Origin of the sequence: Pseudobutyrivibrio sp. ACV-2, from assembly GCF_900107545.1 — a bacterium.
Lineage (GTDB): Bacteria > Bacillota > Clostridia > Lachnospirales > Lachnospiraceae > Pseudobutyrivibrio.
This window is the reverse complement of record NZ_FNQZ01000008.1, coordinates 119,735-144,041: the sequence shown is the minus strand read 5'-3', so window position 1 is coordinate 144,041 and position 24,307 is coordinate 119,735. Positions and strand designations below refer to the sequence as shown.

The following is a 24,307-nucleotide window of genomic DNA, read 5'->3' as shown; positions in this document are numbered from 1 at the left end:
TTACGGTAACAATCTCACATCTCTACGCTCAGCTTAGAACGCTTCGCTTAAGAGACATGAGATTGTCACCTACATTTTGCTCCTTAGTTTATTACTTTTTTTATTCTTGTATACGTAATTCTTCAACGAATTCTTCAATGCGGTCCATGGCTTTTTTTAACGCCTCAAGAGAATATGCATAAGAAATACGCACATTACCCTCACCACTGTCTCCAAAAGCTGTGCCTGGTACTACTGCTACCTCTTTTTCCTTGAGCAGACGAGTACAGAATTCTTCTGATGTCATGCCAAACTCAGCAATAGATGGGAAAATGTAGAAAGCTCCATATGGCTCAAAACATTTTATGTTCATCTTTTTAAAGCGATTGAGCAAATAACGACGTCTGTCATTGTACTCTTCTCGCATGTTTGCTACATCCTCATCACAGTCACGGATTGCAGTAACAGCTGCGTACTGGCTAGTGGTAGGTGCACACATAATAGCAAACTGATGGATTTTTGTCATCTGTATTGTGATTTCCTTTGGTGCACAAACATAACCAAGTCTCCATCCTGTCATGGCATGGCTCTTTGAAAAACCATTGATATAGATTGTACGTTCCTTCATGCCAGGGAATGCAGCGATGGATACGTGTCCCTCTCCTGTGTATGTGAGCTCACCGTAAATTTCATCTGTAAGCACAAATAAATCGTGCTTTTTAACTATTTCAACGATTGGCTCTAAATCTGATTTTTCCATAACAGCGCCTGTTGGGTTGTTAGGGAATGGCATAATTAATATCTTTGTTTTATCAGTAATAGCAGCCTCTAATTCCTCTGGCTTGAGACGGAATTCGTTTTCTTCCTTGAGGGGAATTGGAACTGGTACACCACCAGCTAAAATAGTACATGGCTCGTAGGAAACGTAGCTAGGCTGAGGAATGAGTACCTCATCTCCTGGATCAAGCATTGCACGAAGTGCAACATCAATACCCTCGGAACCACCTACAGTCATAAGCATTTCTGTAAGTGGGTCGTAATGCAAATCATAGTGACGCTTTAAAAAATCTGCGATTTCTATACGAAGCTCCTTAAGACCAGAGTTTGAGGTATAGAATGTACGTCCTCTCTCAAGAGAATAAATGGCTTCATCTCTAACTTTCCATGGTGTATCAAAATCTGGTTCGCCTACACCGAGCGAAATAGCCTCTGGCATCTCAGCAACAATGTCAAAAAACTTTCGGATACCTGATGGCTTAATTTCTGTAATAGTTTTGTTTAGAGGGTTTCTCATAAGCTCACCTTCTCCCTCTCATCAGCGTGCTTTTCTGCCATGATAATACCGTGGTCCTTGTATTTCTTAAGGACAAAGTTGGTCTGTGTAGAAAGCACTGAGTCAAGCGGAGAAAGCTTTGCAGAAACGAAATCTGCTACCTCTCTAAGTGTGTGACCCTCGATTGAAACCATGAAATCATAGCTTCCTGAAATAAGATATACAGCATCAACCTCTGGATAGTTATAAATGCGTTCAGCAACCTTGTCAAAGCCCATTCCTCTCTGTGGAGTTACACGTACCTCAATAAGTGCTGAAACCTTTTCAACGCTGGCCTTTTCCCAGTTGATAAGTGTAGGATAACCGCAAATGATGTGCTCCTTCTCCATGCGCTCAAGCTCGTTAACTACTGTAGCCTGGTCACAGCCAAGCATCATTGCTAAATCCTCTAAATCTATTCTGCTGTTATGCTCAATGTAAGTTAAAATCTTTTCTCTCATTTTTCACCCCTTGTCTGCCACTGACAACAGACTACAGCTTTAGGTGAAGTCAAATAATTTAGTCCGCCCGTTACGGCTGCAAACTATATATCTCTACGCTCAGCTTGGAATGCTTCGCTTAAGAGATATATAGTTTGTAGCCTACGGGCTCACCTAGAGTCGTTAATCTGTATGGTGGCCAATAATAAATATGTTTTTAGTTATACATTACTTTCAGTTCGCATTTACGTTATATAGCGCGTCGGTCTTTGGCGGTTCTAGGAAGCGTACTTCATCACCGCTTAGGATGCGACGGTCGTTTGAAGAGTTGGACTTCCCGATAATGGCGGATGCTACCCCCGCGTCCGCAAGTTTTCTGACCAGACCAGTGCCATCACTGGTGGCTATTAGCATTGAACCAGATGAGATAAGCTCGTATGGATTGATGCCAAAAAACTCACATACCTCTATGGTCTCCTGCTTTACTGGGATGGATTTTAAATCCACATCAAGACCAACACCTGATGCTTCACCCATCTCCCAGAGTGCTCCAAAAATACCGCCTTCAGTGATATCGTGCATGGCAGCTACTCCGTGTTCAACAGCGATTTTACTTTCAGGGAGAACACTTAAATATTTATCAAAGCCCTTTGCTGTATCTATAAGGGACTGTGGTAATCTGGTAAGAAGCTCAGCCTCGTGGTCCTTTGCAATTATAGATGTGCCTTCAAGGCCAATCCATTTCGTAATTACGATATCCATATCCGGCTTGGCGCCGGCGGTTGAAACCATCTGGCCTTTTTTTACCTTGCCCACTGCTGTGACAGAAATGATAGGCTGATTGACTGCTTCTGTGACTTCAGTGTGACCGCCAATAACCTGAACATTGTAGCGTTTGCAGGCTGCATCAACCTGCTCCATGATGTGCTTTAGTTTGGCTTCTCTCATGCGTGGTGTAAGAAGCACTGTAAGCAAAATACCTACAGGCTCTGCTCCCGCTGAAGCTAGGTCATTTACCGAAATAGTAACTGCAAGCTCACCAATATCTGACGCTGTTCCTGTGATAGGGTCTGTGGATAAAACCATTTCCTCATCAGGTGCCAGCTGAACTGTTGCACAGTCCTCGCCAACACTTGGACCGCTTGAAACCTCCGGTCTTTTTACATGTAGTTGTTTTATGACAGAGCGCTTAAGTACGCTCTCTGGTAGTTTTCCAATTTCCATATTATTGCCTTTATTTATTAGATAGCAGGTGCATCTGCCGTACCTGCTGGCTCCTCTGTAGCAGGTGCTGCCTCTGTGGCTGGTGCTGTCTGTGTAGATGGAGCTGATGTACTAGGTGTAGTAGTTGTTGTGTTTGACTTTGTAGTTGTGTCTGTAGGATTTGTTACCTGGTACTTTGGTGTTATTGTAAATGATGTAGAATTTCCAATTCCCGGTGCGTAGGTCGCTATCGCATTTGCGATAGTTGTAGGATTCTGTGATGCAACAGCCTGAAGCATAGCATAAGAAAGATTTGGATCTGCTGATGCAATACCTACTGTAACAGTTCTGTTAGATGGATTGTATTTGCTGTTGTTGTACACATCACGGCTGACTTCTTCACCATTTTCATATACGATTTTCCAAAGGCGGGCTGTGTATCCTGTATGTCCACTCACTGTGGTAGTCATTTTACCGAGAGGAACGTTTGGATCTGCCACCCAGGTGGTGTTCTGGACATTTACAGCAGTGATTTCTGTTTCATAATCTACTGAATGTCCCGCGTCATCCTCTTCCTTACCATATATGTTGAAATAAACATTGCTTCCGTCGCAATGCCCTTCTATGTAGATAGGATAATTTTTGTTGTTTTTAATCTGAAAATCCTTGCTGCCAGACTCTGAAATGGCTGCATCCATAGAAGGCTTTACATATGTGACAATCATGGAATGAGCACTTCTGGTAACAACCCCAAGCTCTGCTGCACGTACTGCGCCATACAGCGTGGTAGAAACCTGGCAGATACCTCCACCATAGGTCTCAACAGTGGTACCGTTTTCGTAAGAGCCGGCAAGCATGTAGCCGTTTTCTGCAGAGAAAGGTGTGATGGTATTTAATACTGAAAGCTCATCTCCTGGATAAAGGATTGTGCCATTAATAAAGCTTACACCGTTTGCCACGTTGTTTTTTCTGGCTGAAGATGATGAGCTGTAATCTGTGGAAAATGCACCAAGCAAATCCTTGATTTCAGCAAGCTCTTCCTTGCTTCCACGTGGTTCCTTTATCTCTGTAACAAGGTCTACTGTTGCCTCATTACCATCCCATTCATTTTCGATGAAATTTTTAAGGACTGCTGCAGATTCCTCAATCTGAACAACCACACCTGATTTACCCTCGTGAAAAACAAACTGGTCATTTTCACGGGTAAGGTAATCATCGCTGGCCTCGTCATTTACCTGAGATGATGCAGATTTAAGAAAGGAAATAATACCATTCACATCTGCTCCACGAGACAATGCAAACTCTTTGCCTCGCCCCTCTGAAATATCTTTATTTGCTTTGAAACGCTCAGCTATATTTCCATAGCTGCCAAAGGTGGCTGCCTTAGCTGCAATATCTGAATTTTTAGCACCAATGGAAAGGTCACCACCTGTAGCGCTTATGGACTGATCATTGGCTGTAAGTGTGAAGGCCACATCATCATATTCTGCAAAATATGAATGAATGGCATCCTCTGCCTCAGTGACAGTCTTGCCAGATACATCAATACCTCCAATGGTGATTCCATCAGGAATTATACGATTATCAGTAACTACTTCTTCCTCTACTGCTTCGGCCTGTTCATTGGCCTGTTCTTCAGTGGCAGTATCTACTTCTTCCGCCATAGCTGTAGTAGGGACGGCTATGGTTAGTGTTGTCGCTAGTAATAATGATATAATTTTTCTTTTCATAACATCCTCTATTTGACATTAAAACCATATATTTTTAGAATAATTATATGAGAGCAGCGGCAATAGTGGTAATGAGCATACTTAAAACTACAACCACTAAAACAATGCTGGCTACAAGCTGATGTTTTTTTGAACGTTTCATATTAACACCTCTTATTATTTATAAAGGAGTCGCCATGGGCTTTCCTATTTTACCTTTTTTCTTATTATTTGTAGTACTTTTGGCTTTGAGACTAAACTATCTGAAAGCCAAGCGTGAGCAGCAGGAAAATGAATTCTGGGAAAGAGAACGCCAGGCTAACATCACCCCTGCAAAAGATATATCTAATCTAAGATATATTACCATTCCAATAGAGAAATTTCCATTAAATTTTAGTAGCGACGAAAAAGTAATTGAAATCGAAAAAGAATTACAGGAATTGTCTACTCATAGACTTTTAAACCTTACAGGTATGACAAACACAGACCTTAAGCTGGCCTACGGAGTGCCAAATTTTGAAACTATGAGCAAAATTGGGGATGATTTTGATAGAACCTGCGTACTTTTGAACAAATATGCTGAAAGCCTGATGGAGGCCGAGCGTATAGATGATGTGATTTCAGTGCTTGAATTTGCAGTTGGTGCTGGCACTGATATCAGCGAGTCCTACACTATGCTGGCTCAGTGCTACAAAGCCAGGCAAATGGATACAAAGCTTGATTTACTTAAAAACCAGGTTGAACAAAGTTCGTTGTTTCTTAAGGATGCAATCCTTCAAAAAATCAGTTAAAAACAGCCTGCAGGGAAAATCCTCTGCAGGCTTTATTATTTATTTCTCTTTTTTCACTTTACCAATCGCAAAAATCCAGCTAGCATTGTTATTCCAAGTATGGTATGTCCTCTCCATTTAAGAGTAGGAGCTGCCAAATCATTAGCCAGTAGAACTACATCTGCTACTATTGTGTGTCCACCAAAACACCATGAACAGTAAATCGTATACCAGTATCAGAGCAGGTGGACAAGGTTACCACCTTATCAGAGGATTTTACTTCTACACCAGTTTTTTTGTAGGAATCTGCATTTAGTTTTTCTATGTAATCTGCGAATTCCTGATTGTCATAATATGGAACCGTGTATACCCAGGAAGCAGCCTCCGTATCAAAATATGAAAAAATCTCGTAGCGCTGTCTTCCTTCTTTAGTAATAATTTGAAAATATTTGTGGTCATCGTAAAAACTATCATCGGATTTGTAATATTTGAGTTTTCCAAACATAGATAAATCCCTCATGTTGTGACCATAGATGATATTGTGACTATCACTCCAGTCTGGAAGATTATACCCTTCCAAAAAAATACTACCTGCATTAGCATGTTCCTTATTTAGATTGGTGCGTAGATAGGCAGTATCATCACCTGAATATAAAACAGGATAATTTATATCTGTTCCTTCAATATATATCCATCCTATAACATCCGAATTTATTTGCTGCAATCCCTCTAAGTCAACGTACATTGATTCGTACCAGGGAAACTCACCTCCTTGAGGTCCTTCTGGATACTGCTGGTACGGCCACTTAAAATATTCATCCTGAATCTCCGCATAATAATCCTTATCTTTTTGGTATCCTAAAAAAATGTATAAAAAACCACCTAGGGAACCAAGAACAATTACGATTCCTAAAGCTAAAAATAAATTAGGATTTACAGATTGTTTTGCACCCCGTTCTGTTTTACAATCTTTATTTGCCAACTTTTCACTAAAATTTGTCAGGAGAATTCCTATGATTAAAATGATTGCAGCTATAAGCTTTCCAATAGGTTTAGAAAGCCCTGCTGCCACATAACCCAAAAACGGAATATGTAGCGAAACCCTACCTATTATATTAGTGTAGGCCACAGGCATAAAATCCGGGTTAGAATTGGCATCACCTTTTGTAGTAATTAACTGGTTATCTTTTTCAATAGAAACTATTCTATGGGTAACTACGCTTGCACCAGATTCGAAAGCAATAATGTCTCTTTCCTTTAGATCATCGAATTCAGTTGGTTTTACATATACTAAGGAACCCACAGGTATTTCCGGTTCCATGGAACCTGATATAACATTGAACTCCCCAAATCCTATAAACTTTGGAATAGCTATTGGTGCACAAATAAATATCAGTAAAATAATTATAATATTCCCTAGTTTTTTCATTATTCTCTCCTTTAGCAACATCCTACCACATAATTCTTTCTTTTGCAGAAAAAAAGACAACCTTAAAATAAAGCTGCCTTTTCTTCTACTAAAAGATTTTCCCCTATCTAAAAGAGCTGTTATATCTTATTTTCTACGTCTTTTCTCAGTTTCAACCTTATAAATTCCAATCAAGGTCATAAGAATTATAAATATTGCTATTAATATCAATATAATGAGATATCTAAAATAGTTTATTTGACGAGGATTATTCTCTTCTCCACCCTTCGGAGTCTCATCGTCTGGAATGGTAGTTGTATCTTCTCCAGCCAAAGGAACCTCTGTATCTCCTATCTGTATTTCATCTACATCTGCCTCTGCATCAGCGGCACCAGCATTTCCTGCTTCATCCTGAGCTGCATTAGGGGTCTGAGGATTTTGTCCTGCATTCTGATTTCTGTTATTTGTGACACCAGCTGCATTTTCAGCCTGACCGGCTGGTACTGTCTGTGTAACCTGATTGCCCTCACCCTGAACAGTTCTATAATTTACACGTTCAGAGGTATTGTAAATAGTTCCACCGCCACCTCCACCAGTATTTCTTGCATAGGTAAATGTAACTATCTGGTTTTCTTTAAGTGAAGCAATAGTTTCATTAAGTTTATCTGGAGTATAACCATCGATATATCTGGAAGGTACTGAAACCTGTTCTCCTGCAGCTCCATAATATGTAGCATCAGCAAGAAGAGGATTTCCAGAACCATCAACAAATCTTACTACATAGGGCACAACAGAACCAACGCCGTAAGCTATTACAAAAGTTTCATCCTGAGTTACTTTGAAGGCAGATTCTGTGATTGCATCATTGGCACCGCTTCTTCGCATTCCCTTTACATAATATTTTGAAAAAGCTGCTTCGTTACCAGCCTCATCTTTTGTGGTCTTAGGAGTAATTTTGACTTCATCCTTTGGATTAAAAGTAAATGTCTGCCCATATTCTAATCCGGAAAATTTTAAACAATCTCCATCTGAATTTACAAAACTTGCGCCTTCCTCCCCTGTTCCACCAAGGATAATTTTAATAGTGTAAGTGTAGCCTTCACTTTCAGCCGCGGAAACCATATCTGTTACAGAGATAAATCCGACAAATACGAAAGCAAATGTCAGTATTAAACTAGCTAACTGTTTCTTTAGCTTCATATCAGGCTACCTCCTCCCTATTTTTCTTTACTACGATAAAATAGCAGCCTATAAGCATCGTTCCCACCAGCAAACCTACCGTACATCCGATAATAGGCACAAGCGAATCACCTGTTACAGGACTGCCACCAATACCGGCTACTGGGCCACCATCCAGTGGGATATTTGGATCGTCAATAACTACTACCTGTTGGTCTCCTGGAAGAGTATAAACTACATCTCTGGTAATAACTTCATCCACTACCTTTGTATTATTAGATGATGTTTTAACTTCCTCTACACCGAATCTCACATCCAGTGTAGCAAGCGTGTACATATAGGAATTGTCTTGAGAATTGCCATCCAGCTTAATATCAACCTTTATAATCCCTTGATTGCCATTTGCTATCTGCCCTAGGCCAATATAAGCCGCCTTTCCATCCTCTAAACTATTTTTCACCTGATTGAGACCTTTTACAGCACTTTCTCCACCAAGTACTTCGCTATCATAAATCACTTTTTCCTGTCCATCTATCAGGTTGCTGATTTTGTAAGAATAGGCACCACCTGAGGCTGCACTTGAATCTGCTCCATCGGCACTTTTGTCTTCAAGGGAGTTTATAATATCTGTACTTAGATAAAAATCTACAGCCTTACCCGAATCATTCTTATAGCCTACAGAATATGTAATTTCATCTCCAGGCATCATATTTGTGATAGTACTTTTAGAAACATCATAGGTGGATTCAAGCTTGCTTCCTGTATAGGTCACATCCCAGCTTGCAGTCTGGCTTTTAGCAAGAACTATATTATTTGTTCCAGCCAATCCCGATAATGTAAGGGCCAGAGCAAGAACTAAATTTAGTATTTTATTCTTCATATCTTGCTCCTTTCTCCTATTCTACAGGACTAATGCTTGTTATATTTCCATCATCCTCAGCTGTAAACTCTGCTTTTACCCCCCATGCTGCATACATTGCATCTTTTGCATTATGAGTTTGAACCGCATCTGCCTGAAGTTCTATATTTGCTGATTCGCCATTGTATGTGTATTCATTTTTAATAGCGGTTTCAGTTCCAACATTTGTAACATATTTTGTTATGTCACTGTTAATAGTCACTGAAGTGATAAAAGGTGCTTCTTCACCACAGGCTAGTGGAGTGGTTCTATAATACACTGACATCTCATCTGTAGACTCAGCTTTATTCTCTATCCATCCACTGGCTGTTTCTATGTTGATCAATTCCGGATCTAAAATTGTTTGCTTTTTATCATTTCTAACCCAGCTTTTTCTAACGACTACTCTGACATATTCACTATAGCCTGTATCAGGATTAGAGTTATTAACAACCTTTACATCCTCTGTGTATTTCTTTCCTATTTTAAGAGAACCATCTTTTTTAATCTCAGGAAACTGAAGACCTGTCTTATCATCAAGAGAAACATACTTGCCATCTACATTTTCCTGTAAATCAACTGAAAATACAGCTGTAGAAAAATTTACTCTCTCCGCCTCTGTCTGGTAAACAATAGCTGCTCTTGTGGCAGTTACTGTACTTGCACCCACAATTAAAATTCCAAGTGCCAGAATCACAAGAGGGCGTTTATTTATTTTTTTCATACTCATCCCTCCTTATTAATCATTTGGAATTTCTGTTTCAGAAGATATAGGATTGGTCCAATCGGCAGGTGTTGCGTTACCATCTTCATCGTAAACCACCTTTGTAGCTTCTTGGACAATTACCACATTAAAGTCTAAATCTAAATCTGTATTTTTTGTTATTTTTAGTTTCAGCTGAGAGCCTGTTGACTTACCTGGTGCTAAGGGTGCTTCATAATAATAATAACCACCTTCACCCTGCTCCCATCCTGATTCTTTTTGTAAGGTTAAAGTACAATTATCAGGATAAATAGCTTTTGCTCTAACAAAAATATCATAATCACCAGTATTTTTAATGGTGACATATTTAGTCATGTTTTTTACTTCTTCATCAATCTTTGGCTTGCCATCACCAAGTTTTACTTCAATTGCTCCATTAGTCTGTACAGTATCGGTGAAGTAAGCTATAGAAGGAGTTACAGCTATCGTACTTAGTGTGACTACTGCCAGCGCAGCTAGTATTAACCACTTTCTCTTCATACCCGTTTACCTCACTCTCTTATTGTGGTAGTTCTTCTTGCGGTACCTCTGGCTCCAAATCCTGGTTTATTGGCTTTGTTTGAGGTATCTTGTCACCATTTTCATCAATCCAATAGGTAACACCATTTTCAACAACAAACTGGTTTTCTGCTGCAATACCACCTATTATATTTTTTCCGTTGTAGGTGTTGTTGAATTCAACTGTCTTTATTTCATTTGCCACTATTCCATCAACTGTCTTTACATTGCTTTCGTCTGTCGAGATGTAACTTGAACCTGCATAGCTTTCAGTAACTGTTACTATAGCCTGCACCGGTATTTTGTTTACAACCTTCTCTGCCGATCCTGCTCCATTCATATCAATTTTATAAACCGAGTTAAATACTGTTTCGCCATCCAACACAGCTTTTACCGTATATACGAAACTTTGTGCCTGAAGGTTCTCATTAAATTTATCCAGGTGCTTAATAATCTTTAGTGAGCCATATAGCGGTGTAGCTTTTGATTTAAGTGTAAACACAGACTCATACTTCCATTCATCTGAGCCTGCACCGCCTGACATAATATAATCACTTGTCGGAGCATAGATGATATATGGTGTAAATTCATATTTATATTTCTCATCCTTTACGGTTTTTGGAAGATAGAGATATATTCCCGCTCCAGCTTCGATGTCAACACTGGAAGTTTTTTCATCTTTACTTCTATCTAAAGTAATAATTCTTGTTGGCTCTATATCACCGTTTTTTTCAATAATATCCTTAGCCGGATTTACAATTTTGGACGTAATATTTTCTACAGATGGCTTATTTTCAGAATCGATTTTAAGAACTGATAAATCTACAGTGCCATCATTAAACTCATCCAAAAGTTGTGAAGTTCCCACCTCATCTACAGTAGCAACTTTATATATGCCAATTTCCACTATTCCCTTATATTCCGATGCGAATACAGAACCATCCCCCGAATCTATATTTGCAGTGATTTTAACTGTAGCATCAGTGTCCACTCTACCTGCTGCATGAATACTATGAGCCCCTAACGTTCCTACAACCAAGGCTGCAGCTAATACTATTCCTATCAGACCTTTTTTTCTATTAATTCCTTTAATCACTGGCGACTCCCTTCCAAGCCACTAGGCCATAAAATTCATTATAGATTTCTTCATTATTCAAAGGATTACACTTGTCAAATGTACTCCTTTCAACTATGAAGCTTAAAAGGGATTTCTCCCTCCAGCATTTATCCATGCTGGAGAGTCTTCCCTATAATTAGTTTACTTAGACATTTTTCTTTTGTTTGCGAAATATATTCCTGCTGCAACACTCATCAGAATAACACCGATTGCGGTGAATAAAGCTGTGCCAGAACCACCAGTGTATGGAAGTGTGATAAGCTGTGTATTCTGTACCATTGCTTTAGCCTGCTGATCTTCAATTAATACACCATCCTGAGTAAATGGCTCAGTCATCCACCTAACATCTGCTAAATCACCATTAAGAGAATATCCCGGAGGTGCAGCAACTTCTTGTACCTTGTAATTCTCCACATCTCTATCAAAACCATAAGCTGTTACCGTTCCATCTTCACCAGTTGTTAGTTTTGTAGCATCTCCAATTGTATCTACCCAACCTGTCAGCTTATTAGTTTCCTCTGCCAATTTTGCAAACTTTCCATTCTTTATAATTACAAATTTAGCTCCTGGTAATTTTTCTTCGTATTCACCAAGTTTTGTAATTGTAATAGAACCAGTTACTGACTTAAATGAAACATGTTCTCCTGGCACATTATCCATATATGTTGGATAAGCATCATTAGTTATTACTACATCGGTTGCCTTTGCAGAATATTTGATTGTAAGTTCTGTATTAGCAGCTGCATTAGTCTTTCCATCATCATCCTTAAGCTGTGTAAGATCAAATAAATCAATTGTAAATGTCTCTTTTCCATCAGCATTCTTTGTTACAGCAACTACTCTATCTTCTGTTTTATTTCCGTATGTGAGGCTCACTAGAAACTCACCCGCATCATTCTTTACAAATTCACCATTTGTAATAGTATCTGTGATGGTAAATACTTGATTTGTGCTTCCATCAGGAATAAAAGGAATTATCGATGTAACTGTGTAATTAACAATATCACCAATTTCGATATGCTGTGTATCACCAACTTTTTCAACTTCTACTGGTCCCTTCTTTGCCACAACTGCAGCGTTTTTAAGAGAAGGAGTACCAGCATCATCAAAATCAAATCCTACAGATGCTATCATTGGTTTATAGATATATTTTCCATTAGGATCCGTTGCATTGATTAAATATAAACCAGCTGAAGAAACCGTGATTACTGAACCACCCTGTGTAGATGTTGCAATTCCCGAAAGAGCTGCCATTCTATCACTATCAGAAGCATTCTCATAACCTAAAATAGGATCTGGTTCAGCCTCAGTAGTAAGGGTTTTGAGAGCTGTCTCAACTTGCTGATCTACTGCTTTCCAACCCGTCGCAGATGTTTCACTTGGCTCTACAATCTGTTTGTAAGTAACAACTGCTCCATCCGTCAATCCTGAGATTGTGATTGTTGCACTTTCAGCTGCCGATGATGTAATTGTCATTCCAAGCACCATGGCAAAGGTAAGAGCAAAAACTAAAATTTTTCTGATTCTTTTCATATTTGCCTCCTTTGAAAATAGCCCATTTACTTCCACTACATTATTTTTTTTGCTTCTTTTGCTTAAAGTAATTTAGATATGATATAACTGTCGCTGTGAGCATCAGCATGTAACCTAAATTCCTTGATTGTGTCGTTCCACCTCCTCCAGTATTTGGTAAATTGGTTTCATTTTTAACATTCTTGAAATAGAATTTGTAGGTCATTACTTTTCCATTTCTTACAGGTGTTACTACATACTCACCCTGACTAAGTCCTGATTTATCAAACTTCTCTACAGTAGGCTTATTGTCTGAATCCAAAGTAATAATCCAATAATCTGCATTTCTAATGTAGCCTGTAGGTGCATCGGTTTCGATGAGCTTATAGGTCTTATTTGTTTCTATGGATGTAGCTTCCGTGCTTTCTCCTTTTGACCATCGAATCAATCCCTTTATGCCAACATCTCCAGAACTAATACCTGTGTAGGATTTCACATCGGTGGACTCATCTGCATCTTCTAAATCACTATTTGTAGTGTATTCGACCAGATTAAATTTTGCATTTGTTAGCATATTTTCAGGAACTTCTTCATCATCTATCACTTTAATGCCATCTGTTTTATATATTTCCCACTCATTTTCCATATGAACCTGAATTACAGGTTTAGGGAAATCTACATGATCTGGTAATCCCTTATAAGTGAAATATGTCTTTGCATTTTGTGCGTCGTTTGAATAGAAGCCTTCTTTACCACCTGAGGTAGGCTCTTCTGCGCTAAAGTGATCTGTTCCAATATCACCTACGGCGTTATATTTGTTACCTAGTTCGATATATTTTTCATAGGCTGCGTCGCTAGGCTGGACGACCATCTTGACCGAATAAAGATAACCCTTGCTAAGTTTATAATCCGCAGGGAAAATCAGTTTCATGGTCTTGGTGGCAGAATCATATCTCGCCTCTAGTGTCACATTATCTTCAAGATAATAGTATGCAGGTGTAGTCATAGTGCCGTCAGCACCTATAACTCCTGAAGTTCTTGGCTCCTCAGTATCTCCTGGTCTAAGTACCGGCGAATCATCTTCACCTCTACTAACACTAATTCTAAATTCTGAACCAGGAACTATGTCTGCATATTCACTAAGCTGGTCAACCATAGTTACTTTAGATGCATAATTGTATCTAATAGCAGAGGTCACGCCTCCGGTAGATTCTGATGATATAGTACCAGCAAGGCCTGCAAATAAAGTTCCCACCTCATTAGCAGCTACGTTGTAAGCTTCTTTTTTTGTTGCTGTAGCTTTATCTGCCAACTTGTTCAGGAATACCAGTGCAGATTCTGAAAATGCGCTAGAATTCCAAAGCGGGGTCCAATACCAATTGTATACATTCAGCGTACCCAAATTCATACCTATAACATAAAACTGAGAGCACTTTATTTTCCCTGCAGCAGTTAATGATGCATTATAGGTTGTTACATTAGTGTAAGCACCACCTCCGCCTGTTCCTGAAGCCGTATTATACTGAGTAGGATGTCCATCAGTTAAAAAAATAACTATTTTTTCCGCATCATTTCTTCCGCCTGAGGTCAATTCCGATTGTGCCAACTCAAGACCTGCTTGATAATTTGTGCCACCAAGGTATTCTCTTTTTATTGTTGCCTGTACATCTTCCGTATTAATCCATGCACCTGAAACCAATTTTGCTGTGGTTCCGAAGTCTACAACCTTCCATTTGGCATCAATATCATCCTTACTTTTAAAAACAGTTATCATGCTATCAACCGCATTAATAACATAATCAATATTTTTGGTCGTTGAACTGCTTGGATCATCTCTCATAGAATATGACTTGTCTATTACAAGTACTATATCTACGTTTTTCTTTTTCGCAACATCATATGTTTCCTGGTCATTTACTGTAGTTTCAATTTTTTCAGCAGGGCCTTTGAACTGGAAACTCAATTCATAATTATCATTTGAAGCAATATATTTTATGTATTTATATTTTTCTGCTGTTTGTGTTGGTGTAATGTTCGTTTCGGTATAACAGTTTTTAAATTTAATACTTGGAATATTTGCTTCTGAAAGTTCAACCTGAATCGTTCTAGCTGACATATTATCCGGTGTAAACTCGGCCTGTTGGGTTCCAGCAAGATATATTCTTGTTATAAACTTATCAAAAGAATATTTTCCTGTTATTGCACTCTCTGTAATAGTATATGTACCATCCGGTAAATCTTGTAGTTTCACCGTCTCACCTGGTGCAATATTTAATTTTCCTTCTTCATTAGTTTTTAGAGAATTAGAACTAATTTTGTCACTCTCATACGGATGATTTGCAAGTGGTATACCGCCTGAATCTAATATCTGATACGTATAAGCTGTAGTGGTATCTATAGCAGCACCACCTGTTGCAACATTTGTAATTATGAGTCTAGTATCAGCTCTATAAATCAAATCAATGTCCACATAAAGCTTAGTTCTGCCTGAACTTGTTCTAAGGGTATCACCTACCTGCCTATTTCCATTAAATAGTTGGATTGCGTATTCACCATTCGAAGGAGTTATTTGAACTTTTGTAACAGTAGAACCTCCGAATTTTGCTTCTACAAAGGTGTAACCATCTATTTTGTTTTTTTCTACAAATTCGTCCTTGATATTATAAGATACACTACTGTTTGTTGGCGGATTTAGTACTCTCTCATTTGCTCCAACTGATAGTTCTGTTCCATCCTCAAGCTTATTCTTTAAATTTAGCTTTACTTCACGTTTTTCTGTTTTAACCCAAGTAATTACATAGGTTGAAAAACTATCGCTTGTAAATTCAGCACTTGTAACATTTAGCTCATCTGTTGTTTCTACAATAGCTTTTCCAGCTTCTGTCAGGTTCTCAAGCTCATCTGTTATTTCATTGAAGTGTTGAACCAAGACCTCGCTTTTAGAACCATTATCACTAGAATATTCTCCCTGATGAACCTCTCCCTTGTACTCTAGTGTTACCTTTACATCACCACTAGGTTCTACTTCATCATCTGTTTCCTGATTTATAAAACAAATGTCGTATGCTAAGAAACCAGTTACAACATATGCCTTATCTTCTGCTTTGCTATTTAACTGGTTTTCAAGATTCTCATAAATCTCTCTTGTTTCCTCATTATCCTCCTTTATAGCAGTCACCTTTAAATCAGAATTTTCTGGAACAGCTCCGGAAACTTTTACTATTACCTCATCATCCTCGTATGTCAAAATAGGATCTGGTAACCTCTTAACCCCACAATAGATGCATACACCACTTTCATCATATTCGCAGCTTTCTGTGTATTCTTCGATATCACATTTATTACAATGCACATTGTGTGTTCCATCTTTATTTGAAATGTAAACAAGTTCGTGCTCACATTCTTTCTTTTTGGTTAACTTTTCATCTTCTTCAAGGATTTTGTCTTTATCAGAATCTTCTGAATCTTCTGACTCTTCATCTCCATCCAGTTCCTTAGCATCTTTTATTTTCTTTGATTTCTTATCCTCAACCTTCTTCTTGATCTTGTCTATTTTTTTTGATATTGAATCATCATTTAATGTTTTTTTGTCAATATCAGTTTTTGTTTCATCAGTATCGGATATCTCTTCATTTGGAGAATCTTCTGATTCTGCTGAAGGAACAATTTCTTCTGACTTGTTTTCATCTTCCTTTGTCTCAATAAGACTAGTAGCATCTTCAGTAACTTTTTCAAGCACTTCTTTGATACCACCCCTTGGCTGATTTCCAGATGATTCTGTTTCAGGCTTGTGTTCCACTAAAGCTTCTGACTCTTCTAAAGCTTCTGACTCTTCTAAAGCTTCTGACTCTTCTAAAGCCTCTATGTTCTGCTCTAATGTATCAGATTTATTTTCTTCCAAAACATCTGATACATCATCCGCCTTGTTTTCGTCCTGAATCACTATATCAGTATGATTCGCATCTTTATCCATAACGGTGTATGCAAACGAACTTGCAGACATAGTCAAATACAGTATTACGACAAGTGTTAATGAGATAATTTTATTTACCAAATTCTTTCTCTTCATAATTCATCCTCACTTAACCAAGCCTATCGGATCCCCTAGAAGTTATGATGGATAACTTCATAGACAGTAGTATATCCTTTTTTATCTGTTAAATCATCATTTTGGCAATAATATTCTGTTTTTTGGCAATTATTTCCATTATTAGGTACACAAATATTCCGTAACATGCACAATATACCGCAAATTAACATACGCCTCATGCAACATAATATGAGTATTTTTTTCAATCCTCTTATTTTTACATAAAAAAAATCAGAGGATTTACGCATCCTCTGAGTTTTTTCCAATTATATATTATTAATACTATTATTTTTATTTAGTACCCTTTTGATTATGATAGTCAGGATTACCACCATTAGCAACGCAATGATTGCTATTACTAAATAATAATTATGGACCGTCTGAATAACTGCTGCTGTACCTGTTGGAGGCTCGTCTTCGGCTATATATTCCACACGTGTGCCCCTTATAAGCAACCTATGAGTATTAACTCCATACGGCGTACATGTAAATAAAGTAACATAGTCTTTATCTGGTTGTACCGCCATTGCTGACGTAAGTGCATCCAAATCTTCTGCCTCTATCATGGGCTCTATATGATCCACCTCGTAGGCTAAGGTTTCATTTAACACATGAATATAAAACTTATCTCCTATTTGCATTTTATCAAGATTAGTAAATAGTTCTGCTGCAGGAAGCCCCCTGTGTCCTACTATAACAGAATGTGTTCCCACACCTCCGATTGGCAATGCTGTTCCATTCATATGACCAAGGGCTTTTTGAAGATATTTATCGAAAGTTCCATGCATGATTGGAAGCTTTAAATTTATCTTTGGAATAGATAAATATCCCATCACACCATCACCATTTACATTTAGGACTTTGTAATATTCTGATGTTAAAAATGTATCAGTTGGCTCAACTGCATCTCCTTGTGCACCAGTCTCAAAATAGTCACTACCTATGGCATTTTCCTGAATATTAGCATTAAAATCTTTGGCTGCTTTCCATTCTTTAGCATAGTCATTTTCATCAAAATCAGCTAAAACGTCCTCGTAATCATTAATTATGGTGCTTTGCACATAGGTATTCCATTCATTAGAAACAGTAGGATATGCAATAAATCCAAATCCACATAAAAACAATAAAACCATGGCAATTTTAACAAGTTTTTGTTTCATATGCTTCCACCCCGGCTCTTATTTTTTATCCTTTTTTCTGTGGGTAATTGGAGCCTTTTTTCTTTGCTCCATAACATACATTATAACAAATACTGCTATTACAATCAGGACAAGCATTATTAAGATTATAAGAGCCCTTTGGCTGGTCTTGACCTGAGCTGCCGTTGGCACATCCTCTTCAGGTATATTGATTTCTTCTTTGTCGTCGCTGCCAGCTAGTGGTACTTCTTCATCTGAAATAGTGGTATTATCTGCCGAATCAGCGTCACTATTACCATCGCCCTCTGCTGTAGTTGAAGTCTGTTCATCTAAAGTACCCGCTTGCTCTTGAGCTGTATTCACTTGTGATGTTGATGTTTGGCGGTTTGAAACGGTTCCAGTGTTATTTGAGCTTTCTGTCCTGTTTGTCACCACCTGTGGATTTGTGTTTGTTGTAGTGCTAACTGCTGTTGGTCCATCCACGTACTCATATTCATAATGGATTACAGGATCATCATTCACTACCACCGTGGTTGTTTTATCTACAACCTTCACCACTTCATTTTCTACTTTTGAGTACTTAAAGGTGATTTCTGTAATTCCATCAGCATTCTTAGAGTCTATGCCGTTTTTTACAACCTTAGACTCCTCATCTGGTGTGTAATACTGTACGTGACGAGCTGGAACCAGTATTTTTTCACCATAGACCCCATAAAACTCTTCTGGATTACTAACTCCAGCTCCAAGTTTTGATTCATCTAATAGCGCTCCGTTTTCATCTGTATATTTTACAATATACTTTTGGATAGTTGATGCGCCGTAAGCCACCACGTATGTCTCATCCCTTGATACATTTATGGAATCATCAACAGTGTACACATAATCTTCTCCTGAAAATCTGATTCCTTTAACTGAATACTTAATACTTCCATCGCTTTCAGCCTTTATGTCTATGTCTTTTACTAAATCAGAAACCTTGACTTTTCCTGTAGGAAGTACAAATGACTTTGTTCTTGAAGAGCTGTTTGTAAAATACGCTTCTTTATTACTACCAAGAGAAATAGTTATAGTATAGCTTTCAGCTGCCTTGACAAAAAATGATGTACCGAAAGCTAAATTAATCAGAACAACTGCTGCAAGGAGGATTCCTAAAATCTTAAGAATATATTTCATCTTAGGCCACCTCCCTTTTCTTGTCTGCTTTAAGCTTGAAGTAGTAAATTATCAAAACTACCCCCGATAAAAATGCAACAACACATGCCAGTAACGGAAGAATAGAATCTCCAGTAACAGGTGTATTTATATTTGCATTAGTAGAGTCATTCAACACTGTTGTATCATTTGCTGCAAGAGGTACACTACTGTCATCAATCTGAACGACCTCAGCCCCATTATCAAGTGTCTTTACCACCTGTTTTTTTACAGTTTTAGTTCCAGACTCCTTAACAACACTTGTTGATGTATTTACCTTTTCGTTTTCTTTGATAATTACTTTATTTCCTAAAGCCTCTGACTCTGCCCTAAAGAAAAATTGTAATTCTGCAATTTTATCTTTGTATATGTTTGCCTGCGTGTCTCCATCCAAAGTAATAGAAACAGCTACTGTACCCTCTCCAGAAGCTGGAACATCACCAAGTGTAAAATAAAGACCGGTATCGCCACTTACCTGTGTAAGTCCTAGCTTTTCAGTTGAATCGCCACCTACACTGTTATTTGAAAAGAGCTCTTGTCCGTTATTTGTAATTGTATAGGAATAAGCTCCACCCACCTCTTTATTCGCCTGCTCCAAAGATTTGACAACCTCAGCATTCATATAGAAGCTGGCTGTCTTGTCGTGACCATTAACATATTTTATTTTATAAGTAATAGTATCACCTGGCATAACATCTGAAAATGGTGTAAATCCGTCAGCAGCCTTTGCTGTAAAATCCGTTTCACTGCCTCCATTATAGGTAAATGTCATCCAATCTTTTGCTGTCTCATTTGCTTTTACAGAAGCTGTAGCCCCAATTGTTCCTGCTAACACAATTGTAAGAGCAAGAACGAAATTCATTATTCTCTTTTTCATACCTTACTCTCCTTTACTAATTTATACCTGTGATAATTCCATTAGCATCTATTGTAGGCTCGACGCCCCATGCCCCTAGAATTGCATCCTTGGCATTATGAGTCTGAACCGCATCAACTCTCATTTCAACCTCAAGAATTTTGCCATTGTACTCATATACAATATTTGTTCTTGTAACAGTTCCTTTATCCGTTTTTTCTGTTGTCACCTCTGGAACTGAATTTAGGATGCTATTATCAAAGGAAATAGTATCGAACAGTTTTGCTGTATCTTCAGCATCTAAGGCCTTTTTCAAATAATATGTTGTACATTCTTTGGAATCAGATTCCTTCACTATCCATTCGCTTGGATTAACTAAATGTAAATTTGCGCTTGAAATATCAAGTGCATCATTTTTAGATTTATCAGCATTGATCCAGTTTTTATAAACTACAACTCTTATATACTCCTGGCAATCGCCATTATTTTTTACCTGCACTTCTTCATCGTATGTTATAGAAGGATCAGGCATTTCTTCACCAGCATTTACTTTTTCTAGTGAAGTAAATTCCAGCTTACCAAGGGCGCTTGGGTTCAAAGAACCATCTGCATTTCTTGTCTCCTGGATTGTAACAAACTTTCCTGATTGCTTTTCCTGCAGCTCTACACTAAGGTTGGCGGTGGAAAAAGTAACTGCCTGAGCTTTAGGCGTACCTGAATCTGCAGCCTTTGTAGCCCCCACAATACTGCCTGTCACTAGAAGAACACCTGCTGCTAAAATGAATAAAGGATTTTTAACATCTACTTTCATTAGTTAGCACCTCCTTCATCTGTAGTTTCTTCCTCTGCATCGTCATTGATGACTACTTCGGCCTCTGCTGTGTATTCAACCTTTTCGTTCCAATCATAGCTTCCATCTGGTTGAACCCTTGTTGCTTCTTCTACCACGATTACATTAAATGAACCTGAAGTTTCATTTTTAGGATCAATGGTTAAAACCAGTTCAGATGAATGTATGGTTGGTTCAAGCTTTGCATTGTAGTAATAATACCCATCAGAATTCTCACTCCAGTTTAAAGACTCCTCAGAGCTAAATATGAGATCATGTGTACTACCTGCAAAGACCTTTACTCTAGCCATAACCGGAACATCACCTGTATTTTTAACAGTGATTTTTTTAGTCATTACACTAACATTTTCATCTGGAACAATTTTCATGTCCCCCATTTCCATTGTCATGGCAACCGAACCTTTACCTGTGTGAGTATCGGTAAAATATGCCATAGCTGGCTTTACTGCAATACTTCCAATAACTAAAAGTGAAGCAGCAACTGTAAATATCATTTTTTTATTCATTACTGCTCACCTCCCTCAAGTTCTATTCCTAAAAATGTTGACCCCAAAACTCTTTTTAAAAATTCAAATATGTTTTCTGCATTCTTTTTAAATACATTTGTGATGCTAATAGTGCCGTAATTTGTGCGTCCATCATAGCTATTAACAAATTCTACTTTAGAGGTTTCGCCCTCCGCAATAGTAATAACAGCCTCTTTACCGGTTGGCGTCTTATCACTAGCTGTTACTGTTCCGTCTTTTGTACTAATAGATTCAAGGCTGTAGCTTGCTCCCGAATAACACTCAAATACCGTAATTTCGGTATCTGCTGGCAATTCAAGCAATATTGAATCCTTTGTTCCAGACTCATTGAAATCATATGAGTATGTGTAGCTATGTGCTGTTCCATCTGGATCCCTATACTGGATTTCAAACACAGACACAGCTGTTCCAAATTCCGCCTGATAATTCTTAAGTGTTTTTACAATGTTAAGGTATCCTGGATCCTTAACAAAATTGATAGCGTTAAAATTGTAGCTAATTCTGCAATCTGAAAGATGTGCACCTCTCTCAAAATATACAACTGTGAGCTGATGCTTATCTCTTACAAATGACTTTTTAGGACCTACTATACTGTAAAGATTTTTTGAACCTAAATTCTTTAATCTGTAACAGCTACCATCAACACTTGATGTAAGAATATTTTCATTATCACCCTGAATCAGGATATCACCTGTGTTAAAGTTAATCTGACCATTAACAGAGTCATGAATTCCACCTAAATCCAATACAAGTTTTCCATCGATGTAAACAAATACATCGTCGTCACCTGCAAATTTGAAAATGGTATCCTTGCCATCTGAATTTTTACCCTCACCATCAATTGTAAAATCAATTGGAAGAATCATTCCAAAATGATCGTCATCACCAAATGGTCTAAAGGATTTTTCTCCTGATACCTGTTTTAAAATATCTTTATCATCTTCTGTAACTATTTCATATCTGGATGTATCACTATCCAAAGTCCAGTAGCCATCTACATCTTTTTTAAACTCGATACCTACATTTGAGCGATAATCCTTAATGTATTCAGAATTATTCTTAAAAAGGATATCAATGCCATTTGCTAGCTTAAATCCTCCATCTTCCGGATCGTATGTATCAGAGGCAAGGCCTTGATATACCTGTCGATAATAGCAATAGTTACTTGCTGGATTTCTCTCATCGCCCTGGTTAAAATGAAAAGCATCTCCAAAGTTCTTTCTAATATATCCTTTTGAGTCTTCTATCTCTGAATCTTTATAATTTACTAATGTTCCCCCACTGATATATGTAGGCTCACTGTTGTCATCCCACTTAATTTCAATCTTCTTAAGGTTTACAACGATTTCATTAACATTTTTTTCTTCTGATATCTTTTCAAGAGGGATATTATAGGCCCCGTCTTCACTAGGTGTAATATTTGAACCACCCTTTAAACAAACAGAAGCAATCGTATAATTTTCAGGTGCTTTTAGATATAAATGAATAGAATAATTCTCGACGCCTTCCGGATCATACACAAAATATAAATTCTGTTGTAAAGTGTATGGAGCGATAACAGGATATGAATCATGCTCACTATTGTGACTAAGTATCCTTACTGCACAATAACCTTCCTGAATTTCGTTTAAGCGGTAAAGCTTGTCCAAATGCTTTTCTTCTGTACCACCGAAACCATATGGGCTATTTGGATTTTCTGGATTTCCACCATAAAGAATTCCATCTGATGGAACATCAGCCATCTTTTCCTCATATGTAATAAAAATAAATGGTGAGAAATCTTCTGAAGAAATCCACACAGAACCATCTTCGTTTATATCCCACTCAGTTCCTTGTTCAAGCTCTACACCTACATTGCTACCTTTAATATGAGAGATAGCCTTTGGTGCAAATTTTAAACCAGATACAGTTATTTTTACTTTCTTGTTTGGTTTAATGACAGAATCGCCATGTTTGAAGCTAATGTCGAAATTTTGTGCTTCGATTTTATAACCAGAGCTTACTAAACTTTCAGCATTCTCTTTAACAAGATTTTCTATATCTTCTGATACAGCTGCGACAACAAGCGACACTTCCTCTGTCTCAAAGGTGTCATCTTCAATATGGGCCTCAAATCTGACACCTTCATATTCACATGAAAGAGTCATTTCCTTTTGAACCTTCTTTTTTGAAGAATCCTTGGTTTCGTCATAAAAATCACAGTCTTTGCATTTACCATTTTCATCAAAATCACAAGCCTCTTCAGTTGGTTCAAAATCTTCGCACTGGGTGCATGTTACCTTGTGTCTTCCATTTCCCAGGCTTTGATATTCAAGCTCATGCTCATCAGAATGCTTCAGTTCAGTTTCATTGTTTGAAGTGTTTTTATTTGAAGTTTTTTCTTTTTCATCCTCAGTAACCGTAGTAGCTTCATCGGTTTTATCTGAACTATCTTCTATATTTTTATCCTTTTCTTCATCCTGGGTAGAGTCAGAAGTCTTGTCATTAATGACTGACTTCTCACTTTTTCCAGTACTCTCATCTTCAGATTCTCCCTGCGCATCAGCGTCCTTCCTCTCCCTAACAGAAGGCTCTTTTGTTTCTTCTGATGCATCCTCAGATGACGTATCCACAGAAATATTCTCGATTGAGGTAATATTGACATCACCTTCTGCGTAGACTCCTACGGAAGACGAAGTGAATAACACCAATGCGAGAATCAAGGCGATTAACTTATTAATTTTTGGCAAACGTTTCCTCATACCAAAATCCCCCTTAACATAAGACAATTAGTTACACAATATTTGGACTAAAATATCTCACTGTGTCCAAATGTTATACTAAATCACTATCTCTATAAGATAAAGTAACTGGCAAGAAATTGGTT

Annotated in this window: 19 protein-coding genes; 1 reads left to right on the top strand and 18 read right to left on the bottom strand. The window is 37.9% G+C overall.

The annotated features are described in order from the left end of the window. Window positions 1-100 precede the first annotated feature (100 nt). From BLV53_RS10205 to BLV53_RS10190, 4 genes are all read right to left on the bottom strand, one after another. Window positions 101-1,273 carry a pyridoxal phosphate-dependent aminotransferase gene (locus BLV53_RS10205; RefSeq protein WP_090300502.1) on the bottom strand — a complete coding sequence of 391 codons (1,173 nt, stop codon included), beginning with the start codon at window positions 1,271-1,273 and terminating at the stop codon, window positions 101-103. Beyond that, a complete protein-coding gene (locus tag BLV53_RS10200) occupies window positions 1,270-1,752 on the bottom strand; it encodes an Lrp/AsnC family transcriptional regulator (RefSeq protein ID WP_090300500.1) in 483 nt (160 codons plus the stop codon). The genes BLV53_RS10205 and BLV53_RS10200 overlap by 4 nt, the downstream gene beginning before the upstream one ends. 213 nt (window positions 1,753-1,965) lie before the next feature. Continuing rightward, window positions 1,966-2,955 carry an AIR synthase family protein gene (locus BLV53_RS10195; RefSeq protein ID WP_090300498.1) on the bottom strand — a complete coding sequence of 330 codons (990 nt, stop codon included), beginning with the start codon at window positions 2,953-2,955 and terminating at the stop codon, window positions 1,966-1,968. 17 nt (window positions 2,956-2,972) lie between these two features. Beyond that, window positions 2,973-4,664 (bottom strand): VanW family protein, encoded by a 1,692-nt coding sequence (locus BLV53_RS10190; protein WP_090300496.1) that lies wholly within the window; start codon window positions 4,662-4,664, stop codon window positions 2,973-2,975. Between the two features lie 176 nt (window positions 4,665-4,840). Between BLV53_RS10190 and BLV53_RS10185 the strand changes: the two genes are divergently transcribed. Continuing rightward, a complete protein-coding gene (locus BLV53_RS10185; RefSeq protein ID WP_090300495.1) occupies window positions 4,841-5,434 on the top strand; it encodes a hypothetical protein in 594 nt (197 codons plus the stop codon). Between the two features lie 166 nt (window positions 5,435-5,600). Here BLV53_RS10185 and srtB read toward each other — a convergent pair whose 3' ends face one another. The 14 genes from srtB to BLV53_RS10115 all read right to left on the bottom strand — a co-directional run bounded on the left by srtB (window position 5,601) and on the right by BLV53_RS10115 (window position 24,170). Beyond that, window positions 5,601-6,842 carry a class B sortase gene (gene srtB, locus BLV53_RS10180; protein ID WP_170830819.1) on the bottom strand — a complete coding sequence of 414 codons (1,242 nt, stop codon included), beginning with the start codon at window positions 6,840-6,842 and terminating at the stop codon, window positions 5,601-5,603. A gap of 126 nt (window positions 6,843-6,968) precedes the next feature. After that, window positions 6,969-8,021, bottom strand: a complete 1,053-nt coding sequence (locus BLV53_RS10175) for a MucBP domain-containing protein (RefSeq protein ID WP_090300490.1) — start codon at window positions 8,019-8,021, stop codon at window positions 6,969-6,971. A 1-nt stretch (window position 8,022) separates the two neighbouring features. Next, window positions 8,023-8,880: a hypothetical protein gene (locus BLV53_RS10170; RefSeq protein WP_090300489.1), complete on the bottom strand. Its 858-nt coding sequence runs from the start codon at window positions 8,878-8,880 to the stop codon at window positions 8,023-8,025. A gap of 16 nt (window positions 8,881-8,896) precedes the next feature. Further along, window positions 8,897-9,622 carry a hypothetical protein gene (locus BLV53_RS10165; protein ID WP_090300487.1) on the bottom strand — a complete coding sequence of 242 codons (726 nt, stop codon included), beginning with the start codon at window positions 9,620-9,622 and terminating at the stop codon, window positions 8,897-8,899. Between the two features lie 15 nt (window positions 9,623-9,637). Then, complete coding sequence (locus BLV53_RS10160) at window positions 9,638-10,141, bottom strand: hypothetical protein (RefSeq protein ID WP_090300485.1); 504 nt, start codon at window positions 10,139-10,141, stop codon at window positions 9,638-9,640. Window positions 10,142-10,160: 19 nt separating this feature from the next. Then, entirely contained in the window at window positions 10,161-11,255 is a 1,095-nt protein-coding gene (locus tag BLV53_RS10155; RefSeq protein ID WP_090300483.1) for a DUF5979 domain-containing protein, read from the bottom strand. Window positions 11,256-11,417: 162 nt separating this feature from the next. Beyond that, window positions 11,418-12,809 (bottom strand): SpaA isopeptide-forming pilin-related protein, encoded by a 1,392-nt coding sequence (locus tag BLV53_RS10150; RefSeq protein WP_090300481.1) that lies wholly within the window; start codon window positions 12,807-12,809, stop codon window positions 11,418-11,420. Window positions 12,810-12,849: 40 nt separating this feature from the next. Further along, window positions 12,850-16,857 (bottom strand): vWA domain-containing protein, encoded by a 4,008-nt coding sequence (locus BLV53_RS10145; protein ID WP_090300479.1) that lies wholly within the window; start codon window positions 16,855-16,857, stop codon window positions 12,850-12,852. A 287-nt stretch (window positions 16,858-17,144) separates the two neighbouring features. Beyond that, window positions 17,145-18,038 (bottom strand): class C sortase, encoded by an 894-nt coding sequence (locus BLV53_RS10140; protein WP_090300477.1) that lies wholly within the window; start codon window positions 18,036-18,038, stop codon window positions 17,145-17,147. Between the two features lie 18 nt (window positions 18,039-18,056). Beyond that, window positions 18,057-19,190, bottom strand: a complete 1,134-nt coding sequence (locus BLV53_RS10135; protein WP_090300475.1) for a hypothetical protein — start codon at window positions 19,188-19,190, stop codon at window positions 18,057-18,059. A gap of 1 nt (window position 19,191) precedes the next feature. Continuing rightward, window positions 19,192-20,085: a hypothetical protein gene (locus BLV53_RS10130; protein ID WP_090300473.1), complete on the bottom strand. Its 894-nt coding sequence runs from the start codon at window positions 20,083-20,085 to the stop codon at window positions 19,192-19,194. A gap of 16 nt (window positions 20,086-20,101) precedes the next feature. Continuing rightward, complete coding sequence (locus tag BLV53_RS10125) at window positions 20,102-20,875, bottom strand: hypothetical protein (RefSeq protein ID WP_090300471.1); 774 nt, start codon at window positions 20,873-20,875, stop codon at window positions 20,102-20,104. Further along, window positions 20,875-21,420, bottom strand: coding sequence for a hypothetical protein (locus BLV53_RS10120; protein WP_090300470.1), 546 nt, complete (start codon window positions 21,418-21,420; stop codon window positions 20,875-20,877). Before BLV53_RS10120 ends, BLV53_RS10125 begins: the two co-directional genes overlap by 1 nt. Continuing rightward, on the bottom strand, window positions 21,420-24,170 hold the full coding sequence (locus tag BLV53_RS10115) for a PA14 domain-containing protein (RefSeq protein ID WP_170830818.1): 2,751 nt from the start codon (window positions 24,168-24,170) through the stop codon (window positions 21,420-21,422). Before BLV53_RS10115 ends, BLV53_RS10120 begins: the two co-directional genes overlap by 1 nt. Window positions 24,171-24,307 lie beyond the last annotated feature (137 nt).